We start from the raw sequence: 26,112 nt of genomic DNA on the forward strand, positions 1-26,112 counted from the left end.
GCTGCAATGTGCGGATGCGGCCCTGTTCGTCGAGCCCGATCACCAGCGCTTCGGTCAGCCGGAACGGTCCGATCGTGGCGCAGGAGGACGCGTCGCGCGCCGTCGCCGATTTCCTCCGTCCACCGCAGGCCGGGTGAGGCTTCCGTAGGGGGCAGCGGGACGCAGCTCGGTGAGCAGTTGCCGCACGCGGGTGTCGATGTCGTCGCGGATCAGGCGCATGCGGTCGATGCCGTCGATGCCGCGCTCGGAGGGTTCATCGGTGTCCCAGTTGAGGATTCGCACGCCGTCGACGGGATCGATGTGGGCTTCGCGCCCCAGGGTGACGACCAGGTCGACGGCGCGCAGCAGCCGCGGGTCGATCGGTTTCGGCGTTTCGTCGCGGATGTCGACGCCCAATTCCAGCAGCGACTGCACCGACAACTCGTTGAGGCTGTCGCCGGGGGCGGTGCCCGCGGAGTACACCTCCACTTCCCCACGGGCGGCACGGCGCATCAGCCCGGCCGCCATCTGCGACTTGCCGCTGTTCTTGACACACACGAACAGCACCGCGGGCCTCGCGCTCAACGCTCCAGCACCCTCTCCTGTGTCAGGACGGACGGTGTCGGCGTGGCAGGGCTGGTGATGCGGAACCGGCCGCGCAGCGCCAACGAGACATACACCAGGCCGACGAGGACAGGTACTTCGATGAGCGGACCGACCACCCCGGCCAGTGCCTGGCCGGAGGCTGCGCCGTAGGTGGCGATAGCGACCGCGATGGCGAGTTCGAAGTTGTTGCCCGCGGCGGTGAACGCCAGCGTGGTGGTGCGCGCGTAGCCGAGGCCGAGGGCAGCGCCGAGCAGGTAGCCACCACCCCATATGATGGCGAAGTAGGCCAGCAGCGGAATCGCGATCCGCACCACATCCAGCGGCTGAGAGATGATCTGCTTACCCTGCAGCGCGAACAGGATCACGATGGTGAACAGCAGCCCGTACAGCGCCCACGGCCCGATCCGCGGCAGCAGCGTGGATTCATACCAGTCGCGGCTCTTGCCGCGTTCGCCGAGGCGGCGGGTTGAATAGCCTGCCAGCAGCGGGATGCCGAGGAAGATCAGCACCGATTTCGCGATCTGCCACGGCGAGGTGTCGATGCTGGTTTGCTCGAGGCCGAGCCAGCCGGGCAGCACCGACAGATAGAACCAGCCCAGCACAGCGAACATGAGCACCTGGAACACCGAATTCAGTGCTACCAGCACGGCGGCGGCTTCGCGGTCTCCGCAGGCCAGGTCGTTCCAGATGATGACCATCGCGATGCAGCGCGCCAGCCCGACGATGATCAACCCGGTGCGGTACTCCGGCAGATCCGCCAACAGCAGCCACGCCAGCGCGAACATCAACGCCGGACCCAGCAGCCAGTTCAACACCAGCGACCCGACCAGCAGCTTCCGGTCGCCGGTGACAGTGTCCAGGCGGTCGTAGCGGACCTTGGCCAGCACCGGGTACATCATGATCAGCAAGCCGATCGCGATCGGCAGCGAGATTCCGTCGATCTCCACCGCGCTCAACGCGTCCCCCAAGCCGGAAATCGCGCGCCCGAGCAGCAGCCCGGCGGCCATGGCCGCGCCGATCCAGACCGGCAGGAACCGATCCAGGGTCGACAGTCTCGCTACCACGGCATTCTCCCGTGTTGTGGTGTCGGCCCTCACGCGTGCACCTCCACCGCTCCGCTTTCGGCCAGCAGCACATCGGACAGCCGTTGCAGCGCTTCGGGGACAATCCGGTAGTACACCCAAGAGGCACGGCGCTCGCTGGTCAGCAGCCCGGCTTCGCGCAGCACCTTCAAGTGATGCGAGATCGTCGGCTGGGTCAGATCGATGCCTTCGGACAGATCGCACACACACGCTTCCTGCCCGGCGCGGGAGGCGACCACGCTCAGCAGTCTCAGCCGCATCGGGTCCGACAACGCTTTGAACACCCCTGCCAGCTCGGCGGCGGTCTGGGCGGTCAACGGTGCACGCACGATCGGCGCGGCGGTGCACGACTGCACCGGAACGATCGGAAGCGGCGACTTCGACATGCGACTATATTGATCGATATCAATACTGCTGGCAAGCGACCAGCGAGTGAACAGACAGCGAAACGCAGAACCCGCCTCGTCCTTCCCTCTGGAAACACGAGGCGGGTGCGTCGTCGTTCAGCGAGCGTGTGCCGACCGAACCATGCGGATGAGGGCGGGGGCAACGGTGACCGCGGCCCATAGTGCGATCGCCGCGGCGAGGGCGGTGGCGGTGTCGGCGGTGGTGGCGGTGCCGAGGACGTGCCCGCGCAGGGCATCGGTGGCGTGGGCGACCGGGTTGACCGTAGCCATGGCCTGCATCCAGCCGGGCATGGTCTCGATCGGTGCGAACGCGCTCGAGACGAACATCAGCGGCATCATCACCATCATCCCGGCGAACTGGACCACGTCCGGGCGGCGTAGCCGGTCGCCGATCAGCCCGAACAGGGCGCTCATCGCCCCCGCCAGCACCACTAGGACCACGACCGCGGCGACGGCGTCGACGGCGCTGCCGTGGAAGTCGAAACCCAGTAGCACGGCGGCGATTCCGAGCAGCCCGGCTCTCGCGAGGGTGAAGACGGCCTCGTTGATGGTGCGCGCCATCCCGGGCAACGCGGCGCGCATCGGCAGGGCCGCGAAGCGGTCGTGCAGGCCGTTGGTGTGATCGATCGCGGCGGCGACTCCGGCGTTGGTGCCGGCCATCACCGTGGAGACCGCGAGCATGGCCGGGGTGAGGAAGTCGATGTAGCTGACCCCGGCCGGGAAGCCGGGTCCGGCGGCGACGCTGCGGAACACCTGGCTGAACAGCACGAGCATCGCCATCGGCATGGTCAGCGAGAACATCAGCAGCTGCGGGACGCGGGCGCTGGTGCGCAGGTTCCGGACCGTCAGGGCGCCGAGCTGGTCGATGATCGGGGAACGCCCGATCACGGGCGAAGTGGTGGTGGTCATCGGTGGGCTCCGGTGGTGTGGGCGAGGTGAGTGAAGACGTCGTCGAGGCTCGGGGAGGTCACATCCAGGTCGGTGACGTCGAGGCCGCCGCGGTGCAGGTCGGCGACCAGCGCGGTCGCGGTGTGCGCGTCGTCGACGGTGACCGACACGCGGACTCGGGTGCCGTCGACCCGGTCGGCGTCCGGAGTGAACGGCAGATCCGCGATCCGATCGGCGGGGATGGTGGCGTGCAGGACCTTGCCGCCGACGATCCGTTTCAGCTCCGCGGGAGTGCCGCGGGCAGCCACCCGGCCGCGGGACAGCACCACGATGTGGTCGGCGAGTCGGTCGGCTTCCTCGAGGTATTGGGTCGTGAGCACGACGGCGGTGCCCGCAGCGGTGAGCTCGTCGACGACGTCCCACAATCCGGCGCGGGCCAGGGGGTCCAGACCTGTGGTCGGCTCGTCGAGGAACAGCACCGACGGATCGCCGACGAGGCTGGCGGCCAGATCGACGCGGCGGCGGGAACCGCCGGACAGTTCCCCGACCCGCCGGGTCGCGTACTCGCCCAGCCCGAGCCGGTCGATCAGCGCGTCGGCTCGCGTGCGGGCGGTACGGCGCAGCCCGGCCAGGCGGCCGATCAGCTCCAGATTCTCTCGGGCGGTGAGGAACTCGTCGAGTCCGGCGTATTGACCGGTCACCCCGATCCGGCGGCGGACCTCGGTGGCGTCGGCGACCACGTCGAGCCCCCCGATCTCCACCCGGCCGACGGTGGGCCGCACCAGGGTGGTGAGGGCGCGGATCAGGGTGGTCTTGCCCGCACCGTTGTGGCCCAGCACCCCAAGGGTCGTGCCCGCAACAGCTTCCACATCGATGCCGTCGAGTGCCCAGGTTTTGCCGTAGGCGACGTGCAGATCCTCGACCACGAGGGCCGGGGCGGTCATCGCACACCCCCGAGGGGGTGCAACAGGTGGTTGGAAAGGTGGATAGTCATCGCAGGGTTCCTCTCGGAAGAAGGTGTATAGCCACCCCGTGGTGGATGGGAGTTCGCTTCCTCAGACGAACCAGCCGCGAATCGGACGCACCGGCTCGGGTGAGTGGTTGTATACCCGGCGATGGCGGTGCCGCGACACTCGACGAGATTCGTGGTCGCAGCGGTGTGCGATCGACCGGAAGCGGAACCTGTTCGGCGGCCTCGACCGCACGGACGGGAATGCCGGGAGCGGATAAGCCCGACGCAGGTGTCGATGGTGCTCATGCGGCGGCGTCGAGCAGATGCAGTTCCTCGGCCACGATCAGATCGACCTCTTCGTCGGTCAGATCCGACAGCAGATGTGTCGTGAGCATCGCTCTCACCTCCGCACTGCACTTACAGGGTCTGTCGAATCGAAGATCCCGTTCGACACCCATACAGACGTGACACTCCGGATCCGGACGCACGGGTGCGTCCGATCGGGGTCATCACCGTCATTACGTGCGATGACGAACCAAAGGCTCGCCACCGCGCTAGCAGGCGAGGATGCTGGAGACGGAGAGGAACCCGATCATGAGCCAGCCAACGGCCACCCCACCACAGCCGCCACCCGGTGATCTCGAACAGCTCTGGCGCCGCTTTTCCAGCGACCTGCGCGCCTTCATCGCCCGCCGGGTCTCCCGCCCGGAAGACGCCGACGACATCCTGTCGATCGTGTTCCTGCGAATGGCCGAAAGCCTGGACAACTTGCGCGATCAAGACCGGCTTCTGGGCTGGATGCATGCCATCACCCGCAACGCCATCACCGACTACTACCGGTCGGCGCCCCATCGCCGCGAACTCCCCGTCGACGCCGTCCCGGACGACCCGTCCGCAGGCGGGGACGAACTCGACGCCGACGAGGCGGCGCAGAAAGAACTCGCCTCCTGCCTAGGGCCGATGCTTTCCGCGCTGCCCGCCGAGCAGGCGGCCGCGGTGAAGATGGTCGACCTCGACGCCCGCACGCACGCCGCTGCCGCCGGCGAGGCCGGCATCTCGGTGTCCGGGATGAAATCCCGTGTCCAACGCGGCCGCGCCGCCCTCCACGCCCAACTGCACGCCTGCTGCCAGATCAGCCAGGACCGCACCGGCCACGTCCACGACTACCGACCCCGCGAGGGAGCCTGCGGAGACACAGCCGGCAGCAATGAAGGATGCGGCTGTGGTGGTGTCACACCACCCTCGGACCGGTAGACCGGCACACCGGTTCGGGTACGCCCACCGGTCGGCCGCGGGATCACCCCGATCGGACAAAGGTGCGGGTGCGAGCCGCTCGAGGCTCGCACCCGCACCGTGCCGGGTGAGGGCTACTGGCAGCCGCACCCGCCGCCTGCCGTGGCCGCCGGAGCGCAGCACGTCGCCTTGTCGCTGTCATCGCAGCACGTGGTCCGTCGTTCGGTGCCGCAACACGCGGGTGCCGCGGGCTGCGGTGCTGCGTCCGTCCGATGTGTCGCCGGGGACTCGAATTCGTTCGGGTTTGCCATCGTGACTCCTGGGTTCGTGGGGATGGGTACCAGGACAGACGGAGGAGAACCGGAAAGGACGCACCAGAAGCCGCGGTGGGGTGCTCCGGTATCCAGGCGGGATGCGATTGGTTCCATCTCGTTCACTGGCGGCGTGCTCGATGATCGCGGCATCCACCGCGGCCGCCGGGATGGTGCGCCCGCCTTCGAGCAGGCCCGCCGCGATCAGGCGTTCCTCGGCCGCGAGGATCTGTGGGCTGGTGTAGAGCTGGAGCCGGAGGTGGTGGACACGCTGTGTGCCAGTCTGCCGGGGCGATGCTGCCGCGCAGCTGGCGGGTGGCTTCGGCGCGAATACCAATCGCCTCGGCCGCGAGCTCAGATATGCGCAATTGTTGACGGCGGACGGCCAGGTCATGCTTGAATAGGCATACAAATAGCAGCGTGGAAAGCCGCACGATGAACCTCCCCAAACTGCTGGACGGAAGATTGAAGATCCGCCACCTTGTGCTGATCGACGCACTCACGCGCCGGGGCTCGGTTGGGGGAGCGGCCGTCGAGCTGCACGTCACGCAACCAGTCGCTACGCGCGGCCTCCAGGACGTTGAGGACATTCTCGGAGTCGCGCTCTATGAGCGCGGCCCCCGAGGCATCAGCCCGACAATCTTCGGCCAGGCCTTCACCGAGCACGCTCGCGCCATCCTGGCGCAGCTGAATGCAGCTGGACGTCACGTACTGGAGCTTGCCGACGCCGAGCGGGGCACCGTGTCCGTGGGGACACACCTGGCTGGTTCCAGCGTCCTGCTGCCGGTGGCGATCGGGCTGCTGAAACGAACTCGACCCGCACTGACAGTCATCGTGCGCGAGGGGACGCCGGAGGCACTGCTGGCCGAACTCGAAGCTGGGCGCGTAGACGTAATCGTCGGCCGACTCACGTCACCGACGACCGAATTCGTCTCGCGTACGCCGCTTTATGATGAAACCGTCCGGCTGTACAGCCGCACGCAACATCCACTGGCCCAGATCGTTGATGTTCCACTGGACGAGTTGACCACGTATCCGTGGATCCTGCCCGGAGTCGAGACGTCTCTACGCCGCGAGCTGGAAGAGTTTTTCGTCAGGCACGGGCTCGATTTGCCACGCAACCGTGTCGAAGTGACGTCGTTTCTCACAGTGCGGAAACTACTGATCGAGAACGACTTCATAGCTGCGTTGCCGAGTCTCATCGCCGCTGAGGATTCTCGGCTTCACGCGTTGACCGTTCCCCTGGACACGGTCGGGCACAGTGTGGGAATCACGACTGCCACTACGCGAGCGTTGAGTCCATCCGCGGTGGCGTTGATCGACAGTCTCGAGCGCACTGCGACGTCTATCAGGGATCTCTCTGGATAGAGCAGCCCCCGCCTCATTCGGCAGGGGCTGCTCTCGACCGTCGCCGGGGTCTTACCCGCTGTGCCGAGCGGCCCTTGTCCGGCAACCTGGCGAGCGGCGTACGCGTCCAGGAGGCGGTGGTCGTTGCGCGCACCCCCGACGTCGCTCCGATCCTGCTGTAACCGTTGCGGGGTGTCGTCGACCCCTTGTGCCAGTTGCTCGGATCTCAGATGTGCTTGACGCTGCCGCCGTTCACTGGGAAATCGGACCCCGTGATGTAGGACGACTCGTCGGAGACCAAGAATGCGACGGTGTTGGCCACGTCCTCGGCACTGCCGGGCCTGCCCAGGGTGATCCGGCGCTCGTCCCGGACATAGCGCCCGATCGCGGTTTCGACATCGGTGTCGTAGCGGATCGCGAGCTGCTCGGAGAACCCGCCGGGCACGTCCCACAGCGGCGTCCTGATCGATCCCGGCGACACAGCGTTGACCCGGATACCGTCAGCGCCGAGTTCCTCGGCGAGTCCGCGGGTGATCGCCAGGAGGCCGGCCTTGGTCGCCGCGTAGTCGATCCAGTACGGGTCGACTACGCGTGCGGTCGAGGAGGAGATCATAACTATCGATCCGTAGGAGGACTCGCGGAGCAGTGGAATGCCCGCGCGCGTCACGCGGACCGCGCTCATCAGGTTGACATTCCACAGCAGCGACCAATCGTCGTCGGTGATCGCCTCGAACCCGCCGCGTGTCGGTGCGATACCGACGTTGTTGACGATCACGTCCAGTCGCCCATGAAGTTCTTTCGCACGCTCGACAAGCGTGGCGCATCCCTCAGCCGTGGAGAGGTCGGCGACGACCCAGGTGACCCTGTCCAGAAGCTCCGGAAACGGCGTCAGGTCACCGGATAAGACGTGTGCTCCAAGAGCACTCAGCTTGCGGACCGTCGCCTGTCCGATACCCGACGATCCCCCTGTGACGATTGCTACTCGACCGGTCAGATCGGTCATGTTCGATTCTCCTTATGGAAATGCCGCGTGGGCGCGGGTTTCAGTGCTCGATGTCCAGGCGCTCGGATGTCCTTGCGTCAGCATGTCGTCGTAGCCATCGTTGATAGCCTCCAGCGGGTACCGACCGGTGATCAGCTCATCGAGTTTCAGATCGAGGAAACCGCCGGCGTGGTCGGGTGGAGATGGACAACCCGATCACGCCGGCGGTTCACCGTGTGACGGTCGCGTGGACAGTCAGTGCGGGCGTATCACACCGCAACCGGCTCCCAGGACTGCGGAGCGGGCAGCAGTGCGATGTGCGTCCTCCGCACTGCTAGTCCTGGAGATTCACCGCGACATGCTTCGTGCCTGTGAACTCATCCAGGCTGGCACCGAACTCACGTCCGTACCCGGATGCCTTGAAGCCGCCGAAGGGCAGTTCCGTGGCAACCGCTGAGTGGGTGTTGACCCAGACGCTGCCGGCTTTGATTCCCCGGGCGAGCCGCAGCGCTCGTGCCACGTCGCGTGTCCACACCGATGCGCCGAGTCCGTAGCGGGTGGCGTTCGCGCGCCGGATGACCTCGCTCTCATCGCGGAAGGTCTCCACCGTCTGCACCGGGCCGAAGATCTCCTCACGGGTCATCTCGTCCCCTTCGCGCAGGCCTGTGACGATCGTAGGTTCGAGGAAGAAGCCGGCCAGTCCGGCCGGCCGGACGCCGCCGGTCACGATCTCGGTGTGCGACTCCCGGCGCTGCAGGAATCCCTCGACACTCTCGCGCTGCCGCGCCGATACGAGCGGGCCGAGCGTGGTCTCCGGGGACTGTGCGTCTCCGATGACCAGCGCCTGAGCGCGCTCGGTCAGGTGCTGCACCAACTTGTCGTGCGCACTCTCCTCGACGAGTATCCGCGTCGCGGCAATGCAGTTCTGCCCCGCGCTGTAGAACCCCAGCCCCGAGATCGTCTCTGCGATCTTCTCGAGGTTCGAGTCGGCGAACACAACGACCGGTGACTTGCCTCCGAGCTCGAGAACCGTCTTCTTGAGCGTCCGGGCCGCCATCTCGGCGATCCGCTTCCCGGTCTCCACCGACCCGGTGAAGGCGACGGCGTCGATTCCAGGATGCTCGAGCAGCGCCTCACCGGTCTCCTGCCCTCCCAGCACCACGTTGAGCACCCCGGGAGGCAAGAGGTCCGCAGCAAGCTCGGCCAGGCGCACAGCGGTCATCGGCGTGTTCGGCGCCGGCTTGAGGACGACGGTGTTCCCGGTGGCCAACGCGGGCGCGAGCTTGGTCAGCGCCAGCAGCAGCGGGTCGTTCCACGGGGCGATGCAGCACACGACCCCCAGCGGTTCACGCCGCACCATCGACGTGCACCCGCTGATATATTCGCCGGCGACGGGGGCGTCCACGACGCGCGCGGCACCGGCGGTGTACCGGATCACGTCGACGCCCCATGCCAGATCCTCGCCGTACGCGCTGACCGGCAGGCCGGCGTTGGCAGATTCGAGATCGAGCAGGTGGCTCAGATCGTTCTCCACAGCTTGCGCAAGCTCTAGAAGGGCTCCGGCGCGATACCCGGGCGTCTGCTCACTCCAGCTCGCGGACGCCTGCTGTGCTGCTCGTACCGCAGCATCTACCACGGCCGGGGGCGCCGACGGTGCGTGTGTGATGATCTCGGCGGTCGATGGGTTGACGATCTCGAGCAGGTCGTCGCCGCCGAGTGTCTTGCCGCCCACAAAGTGCTGCAACTGCATTTGTCTCAATCCTTCGTTGTCGGTTGTCGGCGCACCTCGACGGATTCGCAACACTGCCGATCCATCACGGTGCGAATGTGCTGGCCGATGGCGTCAGGTCGCGGTCACTGGTCCGTGGCGAGGACTCTTGCTTCCGCCGCCGGCGCCTCGTCGGCGTCGGATTCCGTATCCGACTGCAGGGAGTTCTGAATCCGCCGCGCTGTCACTTGGCTGCTGAACAGCGCCACCGCCAGGCCTGCACCGCACCACAGCAGCCCCCAAGTCGCCGGACCAGTCAGTATTCTCTCCTGGGCGCGCAGATTCGCCAGTAGCACGAGGACCACGCCGACCCCGCCGAGGGTCAGAAGTGCGAACATGCACACTGCGGGACCGGTGCGGAACTCGGTGAAGGACTGACGGATGCCGGCGACCTGGACAGTGAGGTAGCTGACGAGCAACGCGACCGACCCGATCGAGGCAAAATAGATATAGGCGTCGATCGCGGGATTGCCCGTTCCCATGTTCGTAAAGCCTGTCGCCCAACCGAGGATGTTGAATGCGGCGTTCAGGACAAGGACGGTGACTACCGCATTGGTCGGGGTGCCCAGCTTGGCATGGCTCTTGGCGAGTGCCCGCGGACCGATGCCATCACGTGCGAGGGCGCAGATGATGCGGCCCGCCGCCGACGCGACGGCGAGGTTTCCGGCGAATGCGGAGATGCAGACGGTGATGACGATCGCGATACTGAACCCGGGGCCGAGGTAGCGGGTGCCGAGGTCGCCGAGAGTGCTACCCGAGCTCTCGAGGGCATCCAAACCCGATGTGTCGGTGCCGAATCCGCAGACCAGCGCGGTCATCACGAAGGTGTAGAGCAGACCTACGATGATGACGACGCCCACGAGGGCGAGGGGGATGTTCCGCTTCGGGTCGGCAGTCTCTTCTCCGAGCGCGGCGCCGGCCTCGAATCCCGCCCAGGCGAGGAACCCCATGACCCCAGCGGCGAGAAGCGCGGAGTGGGGGACACCTTCCAGGTCGAGTGTCGACGACAGATCGATGCCGGTCGACGGGGCGCCGCCCCGGGCGAAGACGGTGATCGCCAGCACGAGCGCCAGACCGACGCCGAGTAGTTCGCTGATCAGCAGTACCCGGGCGACGGTCGACGTTCCCGCGAACGCGAGGGTCGCAGCGACGACGACGCAAGCCAGCGCAGGCACGATCCACGGCAGCTGGAAGGCATCGGCTCCCAGGATCTGCTGAAGAAGCGAGTTGAACGTCGCGGCGAATATACCGCCGCAACAGGTGGCAAGCGCGACGTACGCGCCGAGGATCGCGATGCCGCTGAACATGCCGCTGCGCGGGCCGATTGCTTTTCCGACCAGCCCGTAGACGCTCCCCATGTGAGCGATGTGCCGCGACAGGATCGCGAACCCGAGCGCGATGAGGAGCACACCACCGGCGGCGCAGGCCATCGCGACCGGGATGGCGGCTCCGACGTAGCCGGCGGTTCCCTGGGCGTTCCCGGACAGGGCCATCATGGGGCCGACCGAGGCGAGTGACAACGCCATGACTTCCCACAGTCGCAGGCTACGGACTCGTTGCCGGGATGTGTCGGCGTGCTGTTTTTCGGGCACTTGCTTGCTCCTGAGTATCGGCTGCGGCTCCCCCTGAACGCCGTGCTCATAACGGTCGACTCCGGATCGGAATCGGACTTGGGTGTATTTGTCAAACCTTTTCGAATCATCGCGAACCTGTCCAATGCCGAAATGCGGCGTCGACATATCGTTTGAGGCATGACCGGCGTGGCTCCGGAAGGTTCGATGTGCGGCTACCAACGCTGTTGTTCGCATGCCCATACAGGCTTGAATCGACCATTCAACTGCTGACTGCGCGTATCTCACTCTGCTGGTGGGATGATCGCCAGCGATCTGGGCAATGCCCTTTCATGCATAGGCACGCGGCGATTTGGCATTTGTCAGGCATGGGCCACGAACTCGATGATTGCCGGCATGGCAGAGACGGTCCAGTACTGGATGCGCAACTTCGTTGACGGCGCATACACCGAACCCGACGAAACCGCGGGCTACGACAACATCGATCCGGCGACCGGGGCCGTGCTGGGTCAGGTGCACACGGCCGACGAGAGGTTGGTGGACCGCGCCGTCGGCTCGGCACGCCGTGCTCTGACTGCGTGGACGCAGACACCGGTCGCCGAGCGGGCCGCGCTGCTTCGCCGAGCGGCCGACCGCATCGAAGAGCGCTTCGAGGAGTTCGTCGCCGCGGAGGTCGCCGACACCGGCAAGCCGATCACCCAGGCCCGGTCACTGGACGTGCTCCGCGCACCGCAGAACTTTCGCAGCTTCGCCGACACCGTGGCCGCGGCCGGCCAGGAATCTTTCATCACCGAGACCAAAGACGGCCGGCGCGCTCTGAACTACGCCGTGCGCAAGCCGCTGGGCGTGGTGGCCGTGATCGTGCCGTGGAATCTGCCGCTGTTGCTGCTGACCTGGAAGGTGGCCCCGGCCCTGGCGTGTGGGAACGCAGTGGTGGTCAAGCCCAGTGAGGAGACTCCCTCGACTGCGGCGCTGCTCGCCGAGGTGCTCACCGAAGTCGGCCTGCCCGCCGGCGTTTTCAACGTCGTCCACGGTCGTGGCGACGTCGGCGAGTTCCTCACCCGGCATCCGGGCATCGACGGTGTGACCTTCACCGGGTCGTCTGCCACCGGATCGCGTGTGATGAGCGCCGTCGCGCCGCGTGTGCGGCCCGTGTCGTTCGAGCTCGGCGGGAAGAACGCCGCGGTGGTGTTCGAGGACGCCGACCTCGACGAGACGCTGGACGGGCTGGCACGGTCCGTCTTCACCAACACCGGGCAGGTGTGCTTGTGCACCGAGCGGGTGTATGTCCATCGCGCCGTCTTCGACGACATCGCGAACGGGTTGACCCAGCGCGCGTCGGCGCTGACGCTGGGCCGCCCGACCGACGAGGCCACGACGACCGGCCCGCTCATCTCACAGGCGCACCGCGACAAGGTGCTGCGCTACTTCGAGCTGGCCGAGCGCGAGGGCGCGGAGGCTCTGGTCGGCGGCGGGGTACCCGATCTCGGCGCTGAGCTGAACGGGGGATCCTGGATCGAGCCGACGCTGTGGACCGGCCTGACCAACGACGCCGCTACGGTGCGTGAGGAGATCTTCGGCCCGGTGGCCGCATTGATCCCGTTCAGCGACGAGAACGAGGCGATCGCGCTGGCCAACGACACCGACTACGGGCTTGCCGTGTCGGTGTGGACCAATGATCTGCGCCGTGGGCACCGTGTCGCACAGGCGATGAACGTAGGCATGTCCTGGGTCAATACCTGGTTCCTGCGGGATCTGCGGTCGCCGTTCGGCGGCATGGGCCTTTCCGGCCTCGGTCGCGAAGGCGGTGCGTCGTCGCTGCACTTCTACACGGACCCGACCAACGTCTGTGTACAGCTGTGACCCTCGACGCAACCACTGCCGCGCAGGCAGCAGTCCTCGACGCCGCCGAGCGCATCGACGCGTATCGACCGACGCCGGACCCCGCCACACAGACACGAGCGCACGCCCACGAGAACCTGTCGCGGTCGGTCGCCGACGGCGTGACCGCCGTAGAGCGCGGCGCCGACCGGGTCGATGTCGCGTATGCCGCGGGCGGCCCGGCCATTCGGCCTTACACCCGCAGCATCCTGCTCGAGGTCGGCCGCCCCGGCCTGGACGGAGCCCTGGCGGACATGATTATCGACATAGCCTTGCACCTGCAGAAACAGGCGCAGACGCAGATTCATACGACCGAGGCGGTATACGGACCATGAATCACCCACCGGTATTCGAATTCCTCGCGCGCCGCCTGGACAACGCGCAGGTCCACCGCACGGAGATTTCGAGCCTGGCCGACGACATCGACCTGAATGTGGACGATGCCTACACGATCCAATCGCTCCTCATCGACCGCCGCGAGCGGCGGGGTGAGACGGTGGTCGGAGCCAAGCTCGGGTTCACCAGCAAGGCGAAGATGGCCCAGATGGGTGTCTCCGAGGTGATCGTCGGCCGTGTCACCGACGCCATGCGCGTCGCCGACGGGGACGACGTCGACCTGACCCGCTTCATCCACCCGAAGATCGAGCCGGAGGTCGCCTACCGTCTCGCCCGCGACGTCGGATTCGACAGTGACGTCATCGATGTCGCCGAGTGTGTCGACGCCGTCGCACCGGCGGTGGAGATCATCGATTCCCGGTACCGGGACTTCCGGTTCACCTTCACCGACGTCGTCGCCGACAACACCTCGGCCGCCGCCTTCGCCGTCGGAGCCTGGCAGCCGCTGCAGCCGGTGCACGACCGTGCAGTCCGGCTGACGGTGGGCGCCGCCGAGATCGTCGGCTCCACCTCGGCGATCCTCGGTGACCCCGTGCGTGCCCTGCACGCTCTGGGCCGGGTGTGTCGGCAGCGGGGATTCACGTTGCGCGCCGGGGACGTCATCCTCGCCGGCGCAGCGACGGCCGCGCTACCGCTCACCGCAGACACTGTCCACTGCGAAGTGGCCGGCCTGGGTACGGTCAGCGTGAAGGGAGTCCGGCCGTGACCGACGCTGGCAAGGTCATCGACAGGATGGCCACACCCCGGGGCCGATTCCCGCATGTGAAGATCGCCGGTGACCTGATCTTCGTCTCCGGCACGAGCTCCCGGCGCCCCGACAACAGCTTCGTGGGCGTCGAGGTGGACGAGTTCGGCACCACGCGCCTGGACATCCGTGCACAGACCCGCGCCGTGATCGAGAACATCGCCGCGATTCTCGGCGAAGTCGGCGCCGATCTCTCCGACGCTGTGCAGGTCACGACCTTCCTGGTCAACATGAACGACTTCGGCGGCTACAACGAGGTCTACGCCGAGTACTTCGACCAGACCGGACCCACGCGCACCACGGTGGCCGTACACCAGCTGCCCCACCCGCACCTGCTGATCGAGATTCAGCTCGTCGCTGCCCGGCGAACGAGCCCGCTGTGAACGGAGATCCGTCAATGACCACCATCCTCCCGCCCGTCATCGACTTCCAAGGGTGGATCGACGAGCACGCGCACCTGCTCAAACCGCCGGTGAACAACCGGTCCATGGCCCTGGGCAAAGACTTCATCGTGCAGATCGTCGGCGGCCCGAACAAACGGACCGATTTTCACCTCGATCCGTACGAGGAGTGGTTCTATCAGATCAAGGGCGACATGTACGTCACCCTGATGACCGACGAAGGCCCGACCGACGTGCATATCCGCGAGGGCCAGGCGTGGCTGCTGCCGCGGGACATCCCGCACTCCCCGCAGCGGCCGACCGAGGGCTCCATCGGCCTGGTCATCGAGCGGGTCCGAGAAGAGGGCACCCTCGAGAAATTCCTGTGGTTCTGCGCCGAGTGCAACGCCCCGGTTCACGAAATCGAGCTACAGGTGCGCGACATCGTCGCCGACCTGCCACCCGTCTTCGAGGAGTTCTACAACGACGAAAGCGCACGGGAGTGCTCCGAATGCGGCGCACTGCACCGGGGCCGCGCGTGAGCGACGCGCCTGAAATCATCGACGTCCATACGCACTACGTCCCGAAGGGTTGGCCCGACATAAGGGCCCAGGCCGGGCCGGATGCACCATGGCTGCGCATCGAGAGCGAATCCGAAGCGATGATAATGATGGGGCAGAAGGAGTTCCGGCGCATTCAGTCGAACTGCTGGGACGCCGAGGAACGGCTACGGGATATGGACGCCGATGGTGTGCGGTTCCAAGTCGTCTCCCCCACGCCGGCGCTATTCCACTACGGGCGCACCGGATCGGACGCCGCGAAGATCGCACAGATCTTCAACGACCTGGCGCTCGACATCGTGGCTCCCGCACCGGACCGACTCATCCCCTTCTGCCAGGTTCCTCTGCAGGATCCGGATCTTGCTTGCAAAGAGCTCGACCGGTGCCTGGACAACGGTCACCGCGGTGTGGAGATCGGAAACCACGTCGGCGATCACGACCTCGACAGCGAGGGGGTGGTGACATTCCTACAGCACTGCGCGCACCGCGACGTGCCCGTGTTCGTGCACCCGTGGGACATGCCCAACTCTCCGCGCCTGGACCGGTGGATGGCGCAGTGGCTCACGGCGATGCCCGCGGAGACGCATCTGTCGATCCTGGCCATGGTCCTCGGTGGGGTTTTCGACCGTGTCGACGAGCGGTTGCGGATCGCGTTCGCGCATGGTGGCGGGTCGTTCGCGTTCTGGGTAGGCCGCATGAACAACGCCTGGCACAACCGCAACGACGTGATCGGCACTTCGCTGTTCCCGCCATCGCACTACACCGGCCGGTTCTACGTCGACTCTGTGGTGTTCGACGACCGGGCACTGCGCCTACTGGTCGACACACTCGGGGCATCGAACGTTCTCGTGGGGAGCGATTACCCCTACCCGCTGGGTGAGCGGCCGGCGGGCAGTGTCGTGGCGGCCAGTCCGTCGCTCGACGAGAGGACCCGCGAGTTGATCATCAGGGGCAACGCCCGCCGGTTCCTCGGAGCCTCGGCATTCCCAGCGGAATAGCACGGGACGCCGGCAGGTGGTCCGGGCAGGATGAGGGGCGGCCCGAGGGGTGCATGTGACCAACTCGGGCCGCAGCAGTCCAGTGCGATGAAGTAGGCAATAGGGATTGCACGAACGCTGGTCGACGAGATGTCGCAGCGCTTTACGGGCCAGACCGCTCCGAGGTGTACTCGGCTATGGGCGCCGGGTACACCTTCTCCTTCTCCGACATCGCCGACTCACTAGACGGGTCGGCGATCAAGGACACGGCCGGCCTGCTTCGGCCGCCACGAAGCTAATGAGTGCGCCGCGGGGGCGGTTCGACCTGGCCGATCCACGTGCACACCCAACGCCACCCCGAGCGGGCAGCCGTCCACTGTCCAATCCGCCCTGGCCGCCGAGACAGTGGAGGTGCCAGCGCGCCGTTTTCCGGCACCACCCACAGCCGGCGGTGTCGGCGATGTCGCCGCGACCCCCCACACGGACAACGACATAGGCCTCGACTTGCCGGCGGTATGCGAGGTGGGAGGCCATGCGCAGGGTGTCTGCGCTCTTCGAGCCGGGAACCCCGGCGCCCACCGCGCAGTATTCCGGCACGAGATCGCGGGCGTGCAGCTGTCGAATCTGCGCCAGCAGGCCGTGATTCATAGGCATCCAGGGCCTATGCCGGAACCGACCAGGCGCTGAGCGCCTGGAGAACGTGACCTCGAGCTCGAAGGGGGCGGTGACCTCGCGCCGGCGCTGGTTACGAAGCAACTCCAAGGCCTGGGAATAAATCTTGGCGGTATGCCTTGAAGGACATAATTCTGAACACTATCGGCATTTGTCATGCATAGCTGTGATGCTCAACACTTGCTGTATGGCAATTCATCTCGGAGCTGGAGCACGTGGCTGGGTGCCGCTGCGGTGCCGCCGAAGTCGGCATCGGAATTATGAGTACAGGGGTGTTCGATCGATGGATCGCTAGGGCTGGTTCAGCCGCTGAAGCACCAGGCATGGACGCCGAACACAACCATCCGTATCTATTCGAGGAATAAGGTGCGCAATGAGTAGCAGCCTATTCGAGACGCGTATATTCTGCGGTCCCGCAGGCCTCAGCGAAAGCTTTCGCGCATCGGACACGGCTATCCACAGGCTTCCCGTGATCGACTCTGACAGCACATCGGACGGCATGAGTATTCGACGAACATGACGGCCAGATAGTCCCTCCTGGGAAATGTGTTCGTCGGCGATGTACGCATCGGTATAAATCGAATAGTCAAAGGGTTTTCATTCGCAGGTGGTGGACAATGTACTTGAATGGATATCTCTCTCAGCAGAAGCAATCCAGCGGTGAATCCGTCTCTTGTACGGCGGTGCCGCTCTTGGATCCCGCGCAGCTACTGCTGGCCATTTCGGGACGGTCCACGAGTACAGCACCCCTTGTTCGATGGGCGCGGGAACTCGGCGATATTCATGCGGGGCTTATACCACTCAAGATCGGTCCGCAATCGCACCGCAACGACGCCTCCTATCTGAGAGGACATGCAGAAGTCGACCGCATAATTTCCGAGATCGATGTGTGGGCGGCGCGTCAGGTGCCACGCGCAAAATGTGCGCGCAAGCACACGCACTCCCTGGGTGAGGTCGTAAGCCACGTGGCGAAGACGTATGCCCACGCATGGTGGGTGATGCTTCACACGGCTGATGGGGAGTTGCAGCACAAGGCTTGGTTTCATGTAAGCGAGGTGCGGGAAGGTTATGCAGAAATGCTGAACGAGATACGTGCTCACCACCTTCAATTACCTTTCGGAGCCATCGATATTCGAATATTCGAACGTGATGAAGGTAACGGGCCGCATGGGGGTGCCGCGTAGGAAGGGCCCTGCGCTCGCAGCAGGAGAAAGGCGGAAACCAAGGTTAGCAGCTTGTTCGGATAAGAGAGGTCAGGGCTCAGACTTATAGGCGCGAAACGCAGGAGGCGATGATGAATCGAAAGAGCGAGCTCGAGCTGCATCAGGATTTCGGGCGGTGGGCGGAACTTGTCGACCGTGCCGCGCATGCGGAGAACGAGGTCGACAGCGAGGCCCCAGCATTGCAGGCGGCGGAGCTCGAAAAGAAATGGACCTACGCAGGTGAGTATTGGAGGACGCTACGCGAGTTGTACGATCTGTGGTACGAAAATGTCGCTCGTATACAGAAGAGAACTGGTGTGACGAGACGCGCAGACATTCGCGATCAAGCGAGTTGACTCTGCCCGAGAAGTTGGGGAATCCACGCATCGTCAATGTCCGTGTTCGTCCAGAAAACGCTGAAGTGGCCGACCAGATGAGTCGAGCCGTCCATACGCTCTCGCCTCCCGGCAACGGAGCCGCTGGCGGTCCGCAACGTCGCGGACCCCCAGGGTCGATGAAACCGAGTGAAGGACTCCTGTCCCAAATGTTGGCGAGCTTGACCAGGGTTCGAGCCCTACACGCATCATCTACTGATTTCAGAAAAAATACGGATTGGCATACGCAATGACTGACATGCATTGCCCGAGATGTGGAAGATTGCTCCGGCAGGAAAAGGCTAGAATTCGGCGTCTGCACGCGTATTGCAGTCGACAAGAACAGCGACCTCGCAATCAAATGACCAACGCCGATTGGAAGGCTGTGGCCGGCTGGCTCGATCCGGGAAATAATCATTTGACAGGCCAAATCGGCGCCGAGTAGTGGTGCGACTTCCGGTACGCTTCAGGGCAGAAATTACGAGGCGCAGGGGCGGTGATCGCAGAAAGCAGCGGTGATATTTCCGGATGCCGAGCAACCTCGGACCAGGGGGAGTCCAGCCCATGTTCCGGGTAGTCTATCGCGCCGAACACTTCCGGTTATCTCGCGGATTATCGACGACGGCTTCGTCATTTTTTACACAACTAAGCCAGAGCTGCAAGGCCAAGAATGCGTCGAACCCTCCAAATATGAATTGCATCAGAATGCGGAGACAACTCCGCAGTACCCGATGAGGAAAGTCATGAGTAATTACCACTCCAATGGTCTGCGCCGCGGTGCCCGCGTCGCGGGCGTGGGCGCTGCCGCGGCTGTTGCCGTGGGCCTGCTTTCGGCCGGTGCCGCCAATGCCGATACCTTCGTGCCGTTGCCGGACGGCCAGAAGGTGGGACCCGGCGTGACGATCACCCGGAACGGAGAGCGGGCCCTGATTTCGCCGTCGCTGGCTGCCAACGGTGCCGGTCGCGTGGTCTGGGTGTCGGGCAACGCGGTCGCCGATGTCACCGTGACGCCGGATGGTGAGATCGGCCCGAACAACGGTCCGACCGGGAATCCCGGAACCAACAACTCGTCCACCCACGGTGCGTCGCAGTTGAGCACCGGTTATATCGTCGGCTGCCAGGTCAGCATCGCCGATGACGCGATCTCCGCGGGTGTGTCGGGCAGTGTGAACCTCAGCGGCGCGAGCGCGGGTGGTTCGATCGGTGTCAACCTCGGTCCCGGCGAGGTGAAGTTCGTTCAGATCGATTACAAGGACATCCTCAAGCCGGGTGTGTACTCGGTGGAGTACCAGGATGCCGAGATTCAGATCCAGGGCTGCGCGGGTTACGCGCAGGCGCGTTCGTACACGGTCGTGGAGATCATCGGCGATCACTACTCGAAGACCACCCTCTACGGGATGCCGTTCAGCATCGGCTGACGTCTGTCGAAATCAACGAACCATCTTCCCGCTGAAGCGGACTCAACCCTCGAGGGATATCAACCATGATCAACCGTAAGAACCTGGCGCGGATGGCCGGCGTCGGCGCCGCTGCCACCATCGCCATGGGCCTGTTCTCCACCGGTGCGGCGAACGCGGACACGTTCGTTCCGTTGCCGGGTGGCGAGCTGACCAAGACGTTGTCGGACGGCACCGTCGTGACGATTCGTCTGGTCGGGGAGTCGGCCAACATCAGCCCGTCCATGGGTTCGACGCCTTTGCATCGCAACGCGTGGGTGTCCGGGAGTGCGCAAGTGGAGTTGTCGGGTGCGGCCGGGGGCAAGATCTTCCCGGGTTACACCGTGGGTTGCCAGGTGAACATCGCTGGTGGTGGTGCGACCGGTGGTGTGGATGGCAATGTGGATTGGAGTGACGGTCAGAACGTCACCGGTGGTGTGGGCGCGAACTCGGGCGGCAACTTGTCGTTGGGGCCGGGTCAGGCGAAGTCGTTCTATGTGCTGGATTTGGAGCAGGCCGATGACTTCGGTAACGAATCGCATAAGACGCGCAACGCTTTCCGGGGCCCGAGTGGTTCGGTGACGTGGGCGGATGAGACCATCGGTTTGAACGGTTGCGGGGGCTATGCCCAGGCGCGCGCCTTTGTCAGTGTCGAGGTCGAGACCGACAATGTGATCACCTGGGTGACGTTGTGGGGACAGCCTTTCAGCCTCGGCTGACTGCGCTGTATGAACCGTCGACTTATCTAATGACAGCGGTTTCGTGGTCGGGGCCAGCCCCCGTAGCGTGCCGCAGGAGACCGGGCGGGTTGACTCGTGAAACCGTCTGTCGCCCTTGCGGTTGACTAGCCGTGATGCGTCCACCTGGCCGGTAGCTCGCTCGCCCTTCGCGAGCGAGGGCTGCCGGGTCACCGATATCGACGTGGATGACTGGGTGTGGACGCTGCGACGGCGAACCACTCCCGGACCGGGTGGAATGCAGGACAAGGGCACGAAAGGCAATCGAGCACGCAAGATTCCGATCATCGCGGAGCTTCGCCCGCTCGTCTCGCCGGATCGCCGTAATAGGGGACAAGCCGGAGGCACGGTTGTTCGTCGGCCCCCGCGGTGGACGCATCTCCACTGGCGTCCTGCGGCGGGCGACGCACTGGGACGACGTGGTCGCCGCACTCGGTTACGAGCATCTGCGGCGCCACGGGCTCCGGCGCACCGGGCTGACGTGGTTCGCCGAATGCCGGATTCTGCTGTACCAGCGGGGCTGAGGTCGACATCTGGCCAACAGACGTGTTCGCGCGTGGCGGCATTCCCAGCATCGGCGAACCAAAGTGATCGACGGCATGAACGAGCTGAAGTGTGTCTACCTGGCAATCATGGCCCTCGACCCCCGCGGAACAGACCAGAAACGGTGGATCACCGCTGGAAAGTGGCGCTGAACGGTTTCGACATCACCTTCGGAGGCCGCCTCAGCGCTGGACGGAAGTAACCGCAATCAAACCGGATTACACCGTTGACGGGACAGATCCGATCGGGAGCAGCACAATCCTTCCGCTCTACAACAGAATTCGATTAATCCGCATTCGAGCCAGACGAGCGTGCGAGAGCCGCGGCCGCTCAGATCCGTGAGTGCGAAACCGCTTTGCGGCCGGTTGGCATCGCTTGCGTGCTGGTGTGTTGGTACCCCTTGCCGATCTCATCGAGTTCTCTGTCGGTCAGTACCTCGTCGATGCGGTCGAAACCGTGCGGGGCGCGGTCGGCCACTTTTCGGAGGATGCGGTCGACCGGCATGTCCCGGTTGGCGAGGACGATGGCGTTCACCACGTCTCGCCGCGCCGCCTCGTAGGCCTCGAGTCCTGCGATTGGATCGCGTGTCGCGGCCAATTCGCGCGCCAGCACGCGTGCGTCGAGGATCGCCTGAGATCCACCGTTGGAGCCGACCGGATACATCGGGTGGGCAGCGTCGCCTAGGACCGTTGTCCGGCCATAGGTCCAGCGCTTCAGAGGGTTCCGGTCGACCATGGGATATTCGAGGATGGTGTCGCTGGCCGCCATGAGCTCACTCACGTCCTGGCCGTCGAACTGCCAGCCCAGGTAGTGCGGCAGCACGTCCTCGAGTCGGCCGGTCCGGTTCCAGTCCGGAACTTGTTCGGCCATATCCGTAACCTTGACCTCTGCCACCCAGTTGATCAGCGCGCGCCCGCGCTGTCGGGCCGCAGCGCAGATCGGGTAGGCCACGAACTTCGCGGCATGGTTGCTTCCCGCGATCACCATGGATGCGCCGGACAGGAACGGCCGAGCCTCGCTCACCCCCCGCCACATCCGGACGCCGTTCCACAGTGGCGGACCCTCGCCTGGGTGCAGCTGCGCGCGTACGGCGGAATGTAGTCCGTCGGCGCCGATTACCGCGTCGGCACGCATCTCCATGATGCGGCCGCGGATGCGGTCGTGTATTCGAACACCGACTCCGTCGACGTTTTGAGTCGCGTTTTCGAACCGCATGCCGGTGCGCACCGCAGCCGGACCGAGGCGCTCGTAGACCGCGTTCAACAGCAGCATCTGGAGCTCGCCGCGATGCACCGAGTACTGCGGCCACGGGTGCCCTGCGGCAAGTCCGCGTGGTTCACGCCATATTTCGTTGCCGAACCGGTCCAAGTGCAGGCATTCGAGTGTGGGAATGGCGATCTCGGCCAGACGCTCATGCAGGCCCAGCTGGGCCAGTTCGCCGGTCGCGTGTGGTAGGAGGTTGATGCCGACTCCGAGTGGGCGCAGCTCGATGGCACTGTCGATCACGACGGCCTGGATGCCGGCGGCGTGCAGACTCAAGGCTGCCGTGAGTCCTCCGATTCCGGCTCCGACGATCAGCACTTTCATGAGTCGGCACTCGAGTTGGTGAAGGGGTTCATATCGTGTTCCTCGGAGTGTGGGAGAAGATCACCTGTGGTTGTTCGAACCTGGTCCACGACGCCGCCTTGCGATAGCAACCCTAGTGTCGGTCGGTGCACCCCAAGAGTGAATGAATCCTCACCCTGGGGTGGGCGTCAGCACGACCACCACGACGCATTCAATGGTCTTGCACCGTTCCGGGTGCGGGCCTTTGGGGCTTCTCGAGGTTCTGTCGGCCGGGTTGTGATCGGAGACTTTCCCGTACTCCACCCGCACACCCTTACCGGTCACGGTACGCACCAACCGCGGCAAGTCATAGAGGTTGCGCGCCAGACGATCCATAGGTGGACAATCACCGTATCGCCGTCGCGCACGAACTCGAGCAGCTCCTCGGGCTGGGCGTGCGATGTCGTTGCCCAAGACTTTGTCGGTGCAGGTGACCTCGACTCGACCTCGAACTCGTCCGGGCGCCGGACGGTGTTCTGGTCGACCGTACTCACCCTGGGCAGCGGGATGGGCGATCTGACGACCGCCGAAGCCCACTCTGAGGCGCTGAGGCGGCACCGGCTCCAACCGAGCCCACTGGGCATCGGTCAGATCCGCCCGCCCCGCCACCGCTATGCTGGCCACGAGGTCTCCGGCACTATTCAGGTTTGCTTGGTCGCTAACCCGATACCGGAGACCTCACCCCATACGCCAACGCGGCCAACAACTCCCACCGAAACACTGATGGGGTGGCATCGCTGCGCGGTGCCACCTCATCGCCTCCCTTCAAGACAGAACCCAGCGGCGAGGACGGCACGACACCAGCTCGCGGAGCGGGTCCAGGGAAACCGGTTTGCGATGTTGTCACTCGGCAATAACTGGGCCCATAAAGACGATTAATTTGTCCACGGCCCTATATTGGTACCTGCTAGCCGCAGATCGACATATACAGCCCTGTTCTTGCGTCGCATAGCTTCATCACGGATGGCCTGATCGTCCGGGTTTCGGTAATATCGTTCTCCCGCTTCGAACAGATCTCTGGAGAGTCTGTACGCGATGTATCTGCGAGTATCCTCATCGGCTTTCGCAAACCTATCCGGAGTTACGACTCGCTGGAAATCATCGAACGTCGCGTAGCTTCGTCGCACCGTGTCCCAGACCAATGGATCGGATTCCCAAGCTGCATCGCTGCGGTTGCGCGTGGGTCGGGGGGTGAGGCGGTGGAACAGAGCTGCGGATTCCGCGAATTGGGCATTGTGGGCGTTTCGCTCGGTGACGCCGTATAGCCGGGAGTTCTCGGCCAAGTCCAAGGCAGCGGCAGCTCGTTTCAAGGGGCCGTATTCCATCGGGTTGTCTTCGGCAGACTGCATGGTCCGGGCATGGGCCTCGGCAGCCCATCTTCGAATCTCCTTGGGAAAACGGGCGGTGGCGAGGGCGCCCATGGCGTCTGCGCGGTCGGCACCGAGATTGAGGATGGTCGTCATCGCTGCCGCTGCGCTTCGCGCGTTGATGCCGTCGAATTCGTACACGGAAGCCCTGGCAGCTGCATCGTGCGCATTCTTTCCCAAGGTGAGTCGCGCCATCCAGCTCCCGGCGGCCCGCCGCGGTACGTTTCCTCGGAGCAGTTCATAGTTCAGGTAATTCATTTCTTGCATGCGGCTCGAGTAGTACGTCAGCGGCGATGGGCGGCCGAACATGAAAGACGCAACGGGGTGCGCGTTGAATTCGGCTACATCGCGCAGCGCCGTTCCCATGGCTCGGCCTGGTGACAGCGAATAGCGCAGGCTCGCCTCGCCGATCCCGGTGGATGGGCCGCCGGCGGAGGCCGGCCTACCTTCGATCGCCGCGCGAATCTTTTCGGCGATCCGGCTCTGGCCTCCGAGCAGGTTGAGATCAAGGCGTCGCAGCAGTACGAAGCCCGCGATCAGCACGACCCCACCGACAAAGATCGCGGCCATACCGCTGTCCGGCGCCGATTTGAAGACATGGTCCAGTACAAGGGCGTAGCAACCGAGGTATGTGGTGTAGACCACCAGAGCTCCGGCATCGCCGACCATGTCGACCAGGTTGCGCACCAGAAATGCCTGGGTGGGGCCGTATATGAACCCCCCAGCGGCGAAACCGAAAATGGCGAGGATTGCGTGGAAGATCGATGAGAGTGCGGAGAGGAAGATCTTGATAGAAAGGTAGGACATGAACAGCAGGAGGATTGTGCCGAAAGTAAGGAGTATCAGCCCGGTGCCGACCTGTCCCGCGCTCGGATTCATGACCTTGGCGTGGGCGTAAGCGTCACCGCAGTCGCGCATCCCGCGCGCGACCTGCGATTCACTGCCCGCCAGGATTCCGGACGACCAGGCCGCCCGACATCTCGGCGAATCGTCGATGACATGACCGAAATTCCACACCTGCAGCGGATGTCGAGCGAAATTGTCGGCCAGGGTGCCGTTCAAGTCGGCGACGATGGATCTCGGATCCGGGCTGGAGTCGCCGTTGAGCCCCGCCGCGACCGCGATCCCGACGTCGCGCGCCTGGGCCAGCAGGCCGTTCGACGACAGCGCGGCGGCCAACGGATGCGCCAGATAACCGACGCCGACCACGGCAACACCCAGCATGAACACCATCTGTAGTACGGCCTTGGCGTGGTACCCGCGGACGATGAACCATCCCACGAAGAATGCTCCGATCGAGGCCGCCACGGTCATCATGATCGGTGTAGCGATCTGATCCCGCAGGCCGTCGGCGAGTGCGTTCAACGGCGTGCTGAGCCAGTCGAGCCAGTGCAAACCCACCGCGAAGCCGGTCAGCCAGATGGCGCTGATTACGATGACCATGAATACGGTGAAAAGCAGGTCAAGCACGCTCGCCAGTACCATGTCCCGGGGGTTGAGAATGCCACCTTCGGTGGCGAACATGTAGTGCGACAACGGAATTCCGGAAGAATCGCGGACATTCGTCCAGGCCACTCCGTCGATTGTCGACGTGCTTCTACCGCCGGTAGCCGGGTCCGCTCGCCCGCCGGCAGCACCGCCCGACAACAGCAGGATCACCAGCAGAATCAGCAAGCCGATGACGAGGCGGACAAGGATGCGTCCTGGACGGGTGGTGGTGGCCCAGATCCGACATCGTCCGAGTGCGGCCTGCGTCGACCAGCGCATCGGATCCAATCGTTCGCACAAGCGAAGACGGGAGTCCGGATCGAGTCTCGGCAAGAACTGTCGCATGCGACTTCACCCCGCGGCCCTGAATGCCAGGTTACAAATCGGTTACGTCATCATTGACACCCCCATTAAACGGACCGTTAGTTGTCGGCTCAATGTACCGCGGCGTAACGGACACTTCGACAGTGGGTGGGGTGACTGCGACAGGGCCTGAATGGGCCTACGAGTGCCCAGCCCGCAACCAACTACCCCCGACCTCCCGTGGCAGCACCCTGCGGGATTGCTTCCCGCGAACGACCGCCGGCAGGTGCTGCGTCGTTGCCTGACCGAATGCAACCCCC

At 64.8% G+C, this 26,112-nt stretch carries 22 protein-coding genes and 2 pseudogenes; 14 read left to right on the forward strand and 10 right to left on the reverse strand.

The features are described 5' to 3' along the window. Nucleotides 1-159 precede the first annotated feature (159 nt). The 5 genes and pseudogenes from ACWEKR_RS33885 to ACWEKR_RS33905 form a co-directional block, all read right to left on the reverse strand. Nucleotides 160-546 (reverse strand): annotated as a pseudogene (locus ACWEKR_RS33885) (arsenate-mycothiol transferase ArsC); the annotation flags it as partial. A gap of 14 nt (nt 547-560) precedes the next feature. After that, complete coding sequence (arsB, locus tag ACWEKR_RS33890) at nt 561-1,682, reverse strand: ACR3 family arsenite efflux transporter (RefSeq protein ID WP_452357973.1); 1,122 nt, start codon at nt 1,680-1,682, stop codon at nt 561-563. Further along, on the reverse strand, nt 1,679-2,053 hold the full coding sequence (locus ACWEKR_RS33895) for an ArsR/SmtB family transcription factor (protein ID WP_452357974.1): 375 nt from the start codon (nt 2,051-2,053) through the stop codon (nt 1,679-1,681). Before ACWEKR_RS33895 ends, arsB begins: the two co-directional genes overlap by 4 nt. 117 nt (nt 2,054-2,170) lie before the next feature. After that, complete coding sequence (locus ACWEKR_RS33900; RefSeq protein ID WP_452357975.1) at nt 2,171-2,983, reverse strand: ABC transporter permease; 813 nt, start codon at nt 2,981-2,983, stop codon at nt 2,171-2,173. Beyond that, on the reverse strand, nt 2,980-3,906 hold the full coding sequence (locus tag ACWEKR_RS33905; protein WP_452357976.1) for an ATP-binding cassette domain-containing protein: 927 nt from the start codon (nt 3,904-3,906) through the stop codon (nt 2,980-2,982). The genes ACWEKR_RS33900 and ACWEKR_RS33905 overlap by 4 nt, the downstream gene beginning before the upstream one ends. 602 nt (nt 3,907-4,508) lie before the next feature. On the opposite strand from ACWEKR_RS33905, the gene ACWEKR_RS33910 reads away from it, so the two are divergent. After that, a complete protein-coding gene (locus tag ACWEKR_RS33910; protein WP_452357977.1) occupies nt 4,509-5,168 on the forward strand; it encodes a sigma-70 family RNA polymerase sigma factor in 660 nt (219 codons plus the stop codon). A gap of 725 nt (nt 5,169-5,893) precedes the next feature. Continuing rightward, entirely contained in the window at nt 5,894-6,826 is a 933-nt protein-coding gene (locus ACWEKR_RS33915) for a LysR substrate-binding domain-containing protein (protein ID WP_452357995.1), read from the forward strand. 205 nt (nt 6,827-7,031) lie between these two features. On the opposite strand, the gene ACWEKR_RS33920 is transcribed toward ACWEKR_RS33915, so the two are convergent. The 3 genes from ACWEKR_RS33920 to ACWEKR_RS33930 all read right to left on the reverse strand — a co-directional run bounded on the left by ACWEKR_RS33920 (nt 7,032) and on the right by ACWEKR_RS33930 (nt 11,294). After that, the gene (locus tag ACWEKR_RS33920; RefSeq protein WP_452357978.1) at nt 7,032-7,808 is read right to left on the reverse strand and encodes an SDR family NAD(P)-dependent oxidoreductase; all 777 of its coding nucleotides are present in this window, start codon (nt 7,806-7,808) and stop codon (nt 7,032-7,034) included. Nucleotides 7,809-8,121: 313 nt separating this feature from the next. Next, the gene (locus ACWEKR_RS33925; protein ID WP_452357979.1) at nt 8,122-9,537 is read right to left on the reverse strand and encodes an aldehyde dehydrogenase family protein; all 1,416 of its coding nucleotides are present in this window, start codon (nt 9,535-9,537) and stop codon (nt 8,122-8,124) included. A 104-nt stretch (nt 9,538-9,641) separates the two neighbouring features. Then, complete coding sequence (locus tag ACWEKR_RS33930) at nt 9,642-11,294, reverse strand: APC family permease (protein ID WP_452357980.1); 1,653 nt, start codon at nt 11,292-11,294, stop codon at nt 9,642-9,644. Between the two features lie 228 nt (nt 11,295-11,522). Here ACWEKR_RS33930 and ACWEKR_RS33935 point away from each other — a divergent pair, with 228 nt between their 5' ends. From ACWEKR_RS33935 to ACWEKR_RS33990, 12 genes and pseudogenes are all read left to right on the forward strand, one after another. After that, nucleotides 11,523-12,989 (forward strand): 2-hydroxymuconic semialdehyde dehydrogenase, encoded by a 1,467-nt coding sequence (locus ACWEKR_RS33935; protein ID WP_452357981.1) that lies wholly within the window; start codon nt 11,523-11,525, stop codon nt 12,987-12,989. Next, nucleotides 12,986-13,342, forward strand: coding sequence for a hypothetical protein (locus ACWEKR_RS33940; protein ID WP_452357982.1), 357 nt, complete (start codon nt 12,986-12,988; stop codon nt 13,340-13,342). The genes ACWEKR_RS33935 and ACWEKR_RS33940 overlap by 4 nt, the downstream gene beginning before the upstream one ends. Then, nucleotides 13,339-14,109 (forward strand): 2-keto-4-pentenoate hydratase, encoded by a 771-nt coding sequence (locus ACWEKR_RS33945; RefSeq protein ID WP_452357983.1) that lies wholly within the window; start codon nt 13,339-13,341, stop codon nt 14,107-14,109. The genes ACWEKR_RS33940 and ACWEKR_RS33945 overlap by 4 nt, the downstream gene beginning before the upstream one ends. Before the next feature lie 26 nt (nt 14,110-14,135). Continuing rightward, a complete protein-coding gene (locus ACWEKR_RS33950; protein ID WP_452357996.1) occupies nt 14,136-14,531 on the forward strand; it encodes a RidA family protein in 396 nt (131 codons plus the stop codon). A gap of 14 nt (nt 14,532-14,545) precedes the next feature. Then, the gene (locus ACWEKR_RS33955) at nt 14,546-15,070 is read left to right on the forward strand and encodes a 3-hydroxyanthranilate 3,4-dioxygenase (protein ID WP_195089905.1); all 525 of its coding nucleotides are present in this window, start codon (nt 14,546-14,548) and stop codon (nt 15,068-15,070) included. Beyond that, a complete protein-coding gene (locus ACWEKR_RS33960) occupies nt 15,067-16,086 on the forward strand; it encodes an amidohydrolase family protein (protein WP_452357984.1) in 1,020 nt (339 codons plus the stop codon). The genes ACWEKR_RS33955 and ACWEKR_RS33960 overlap by 4 nt, the downstream gene beginning before the upstream one ends. A 1,268-nt stretch (nt 16,087-17,354) precedes the next feature. Then, on the forward strand, nt 17,355-17,921 hold the full coding sequence (locus ACWEKR_RS33965) for a hypothetical protein (RefSeq protein ID WP_452357985.1): 567 nt from the start codon (nt 17,355-17,357) through the stop codon (nt 17,919-17,921). 110 nt (nt 17,922-18,031) lie between these two features. Next, on the forward strand, nt 18,032-18,295 hold the full coding sequence (locus ACWEKR_RS33970; RefSeq protein ID WP_452357986.1) for a hypothetical protein: 264 nt from the start codon (nt 18,032-18,034) through the stop codon (nt 18,293-18,295). Nucleotides 18,296-19,056: 761 nt separating this feature from the next. After that, nucleotides 19,057-19,731, forward strand: a complete 675-nt coding sequence (locus ACWEKR_RS33975) for an MspA family porin (protein WP_452357997.1) — start codon at nt 19,057-19,059, stop codon at nt 19,729-19,731. Nucleotides 19,732-19,796: 65 nt separating this feature from the next. Continuing rightward, the gene (locus ACWEKR_RS33980; RefSeq protein WP_452357987.1) at nt 19,797-20,468 is read left to right on the forward strand and encodes an MspA family porin; all 672 of its coding nucleotides are present in this window, start codon (nt 19,797-19,799) and stop codon (nt 20,466-20,468) included. Between the two features lie 368 nt (nt 20,469-20,836). Then, on the forward strand, nt 20,837-21,010 hold the full coding sequence (locus tag ACWEKR_RS33985) for a hypothetical protein (RefSeq protein ID WP_452357988.1): 174 nt from the start codon (nt 20,837-20,839) through the stop codon (nt 21,008-21,010). An 84-nt stretch (nt 21,011-21,094) separates the two neighbouring features. Next, nucleotides 21,095-21,231, forward strand: a pseudogene (locus ACWEKR_RS33990) (IS256 family transposase); the annotation flags it as partial. Nucleotides 21,232-21,359: 128 nt separating this feature from the next. Here the strand turns inward: ACWEKR_RS33990 and ACWEKR_RS33995 are convergent. Both ACWEKR_RS33995 and ACWEKR_RS34000 read right to left on the reverse strand, forming a co-directional pair. Then, a complete protein-coding gene (locus ACWEKR_RS33995) occupies nt 21,360-22,616 on the reverse strand; it encodes a flavin-dependent oxidoreductase (protein WP_452357989.1) in 1,257 nt (418 codons plus the stop codon). Nucleotides 22,617-23,509: 893 nt separating this feature from the next. Next, a complete protein-coding gene (locus tag ACWEKR_RS34000; protein ID WP_452357990.1) occupies nt 23,510-25,768 on the reverse strand; it encodes a hypothetical protein in 2,259 nt (752 codons plus the stop codon). Nucleotides 25,769-26,112: the final 344 nt, after the last annotated feature.

This window comes from Nocardia sp. NPDC004573 (assembly GCF_053602135.1).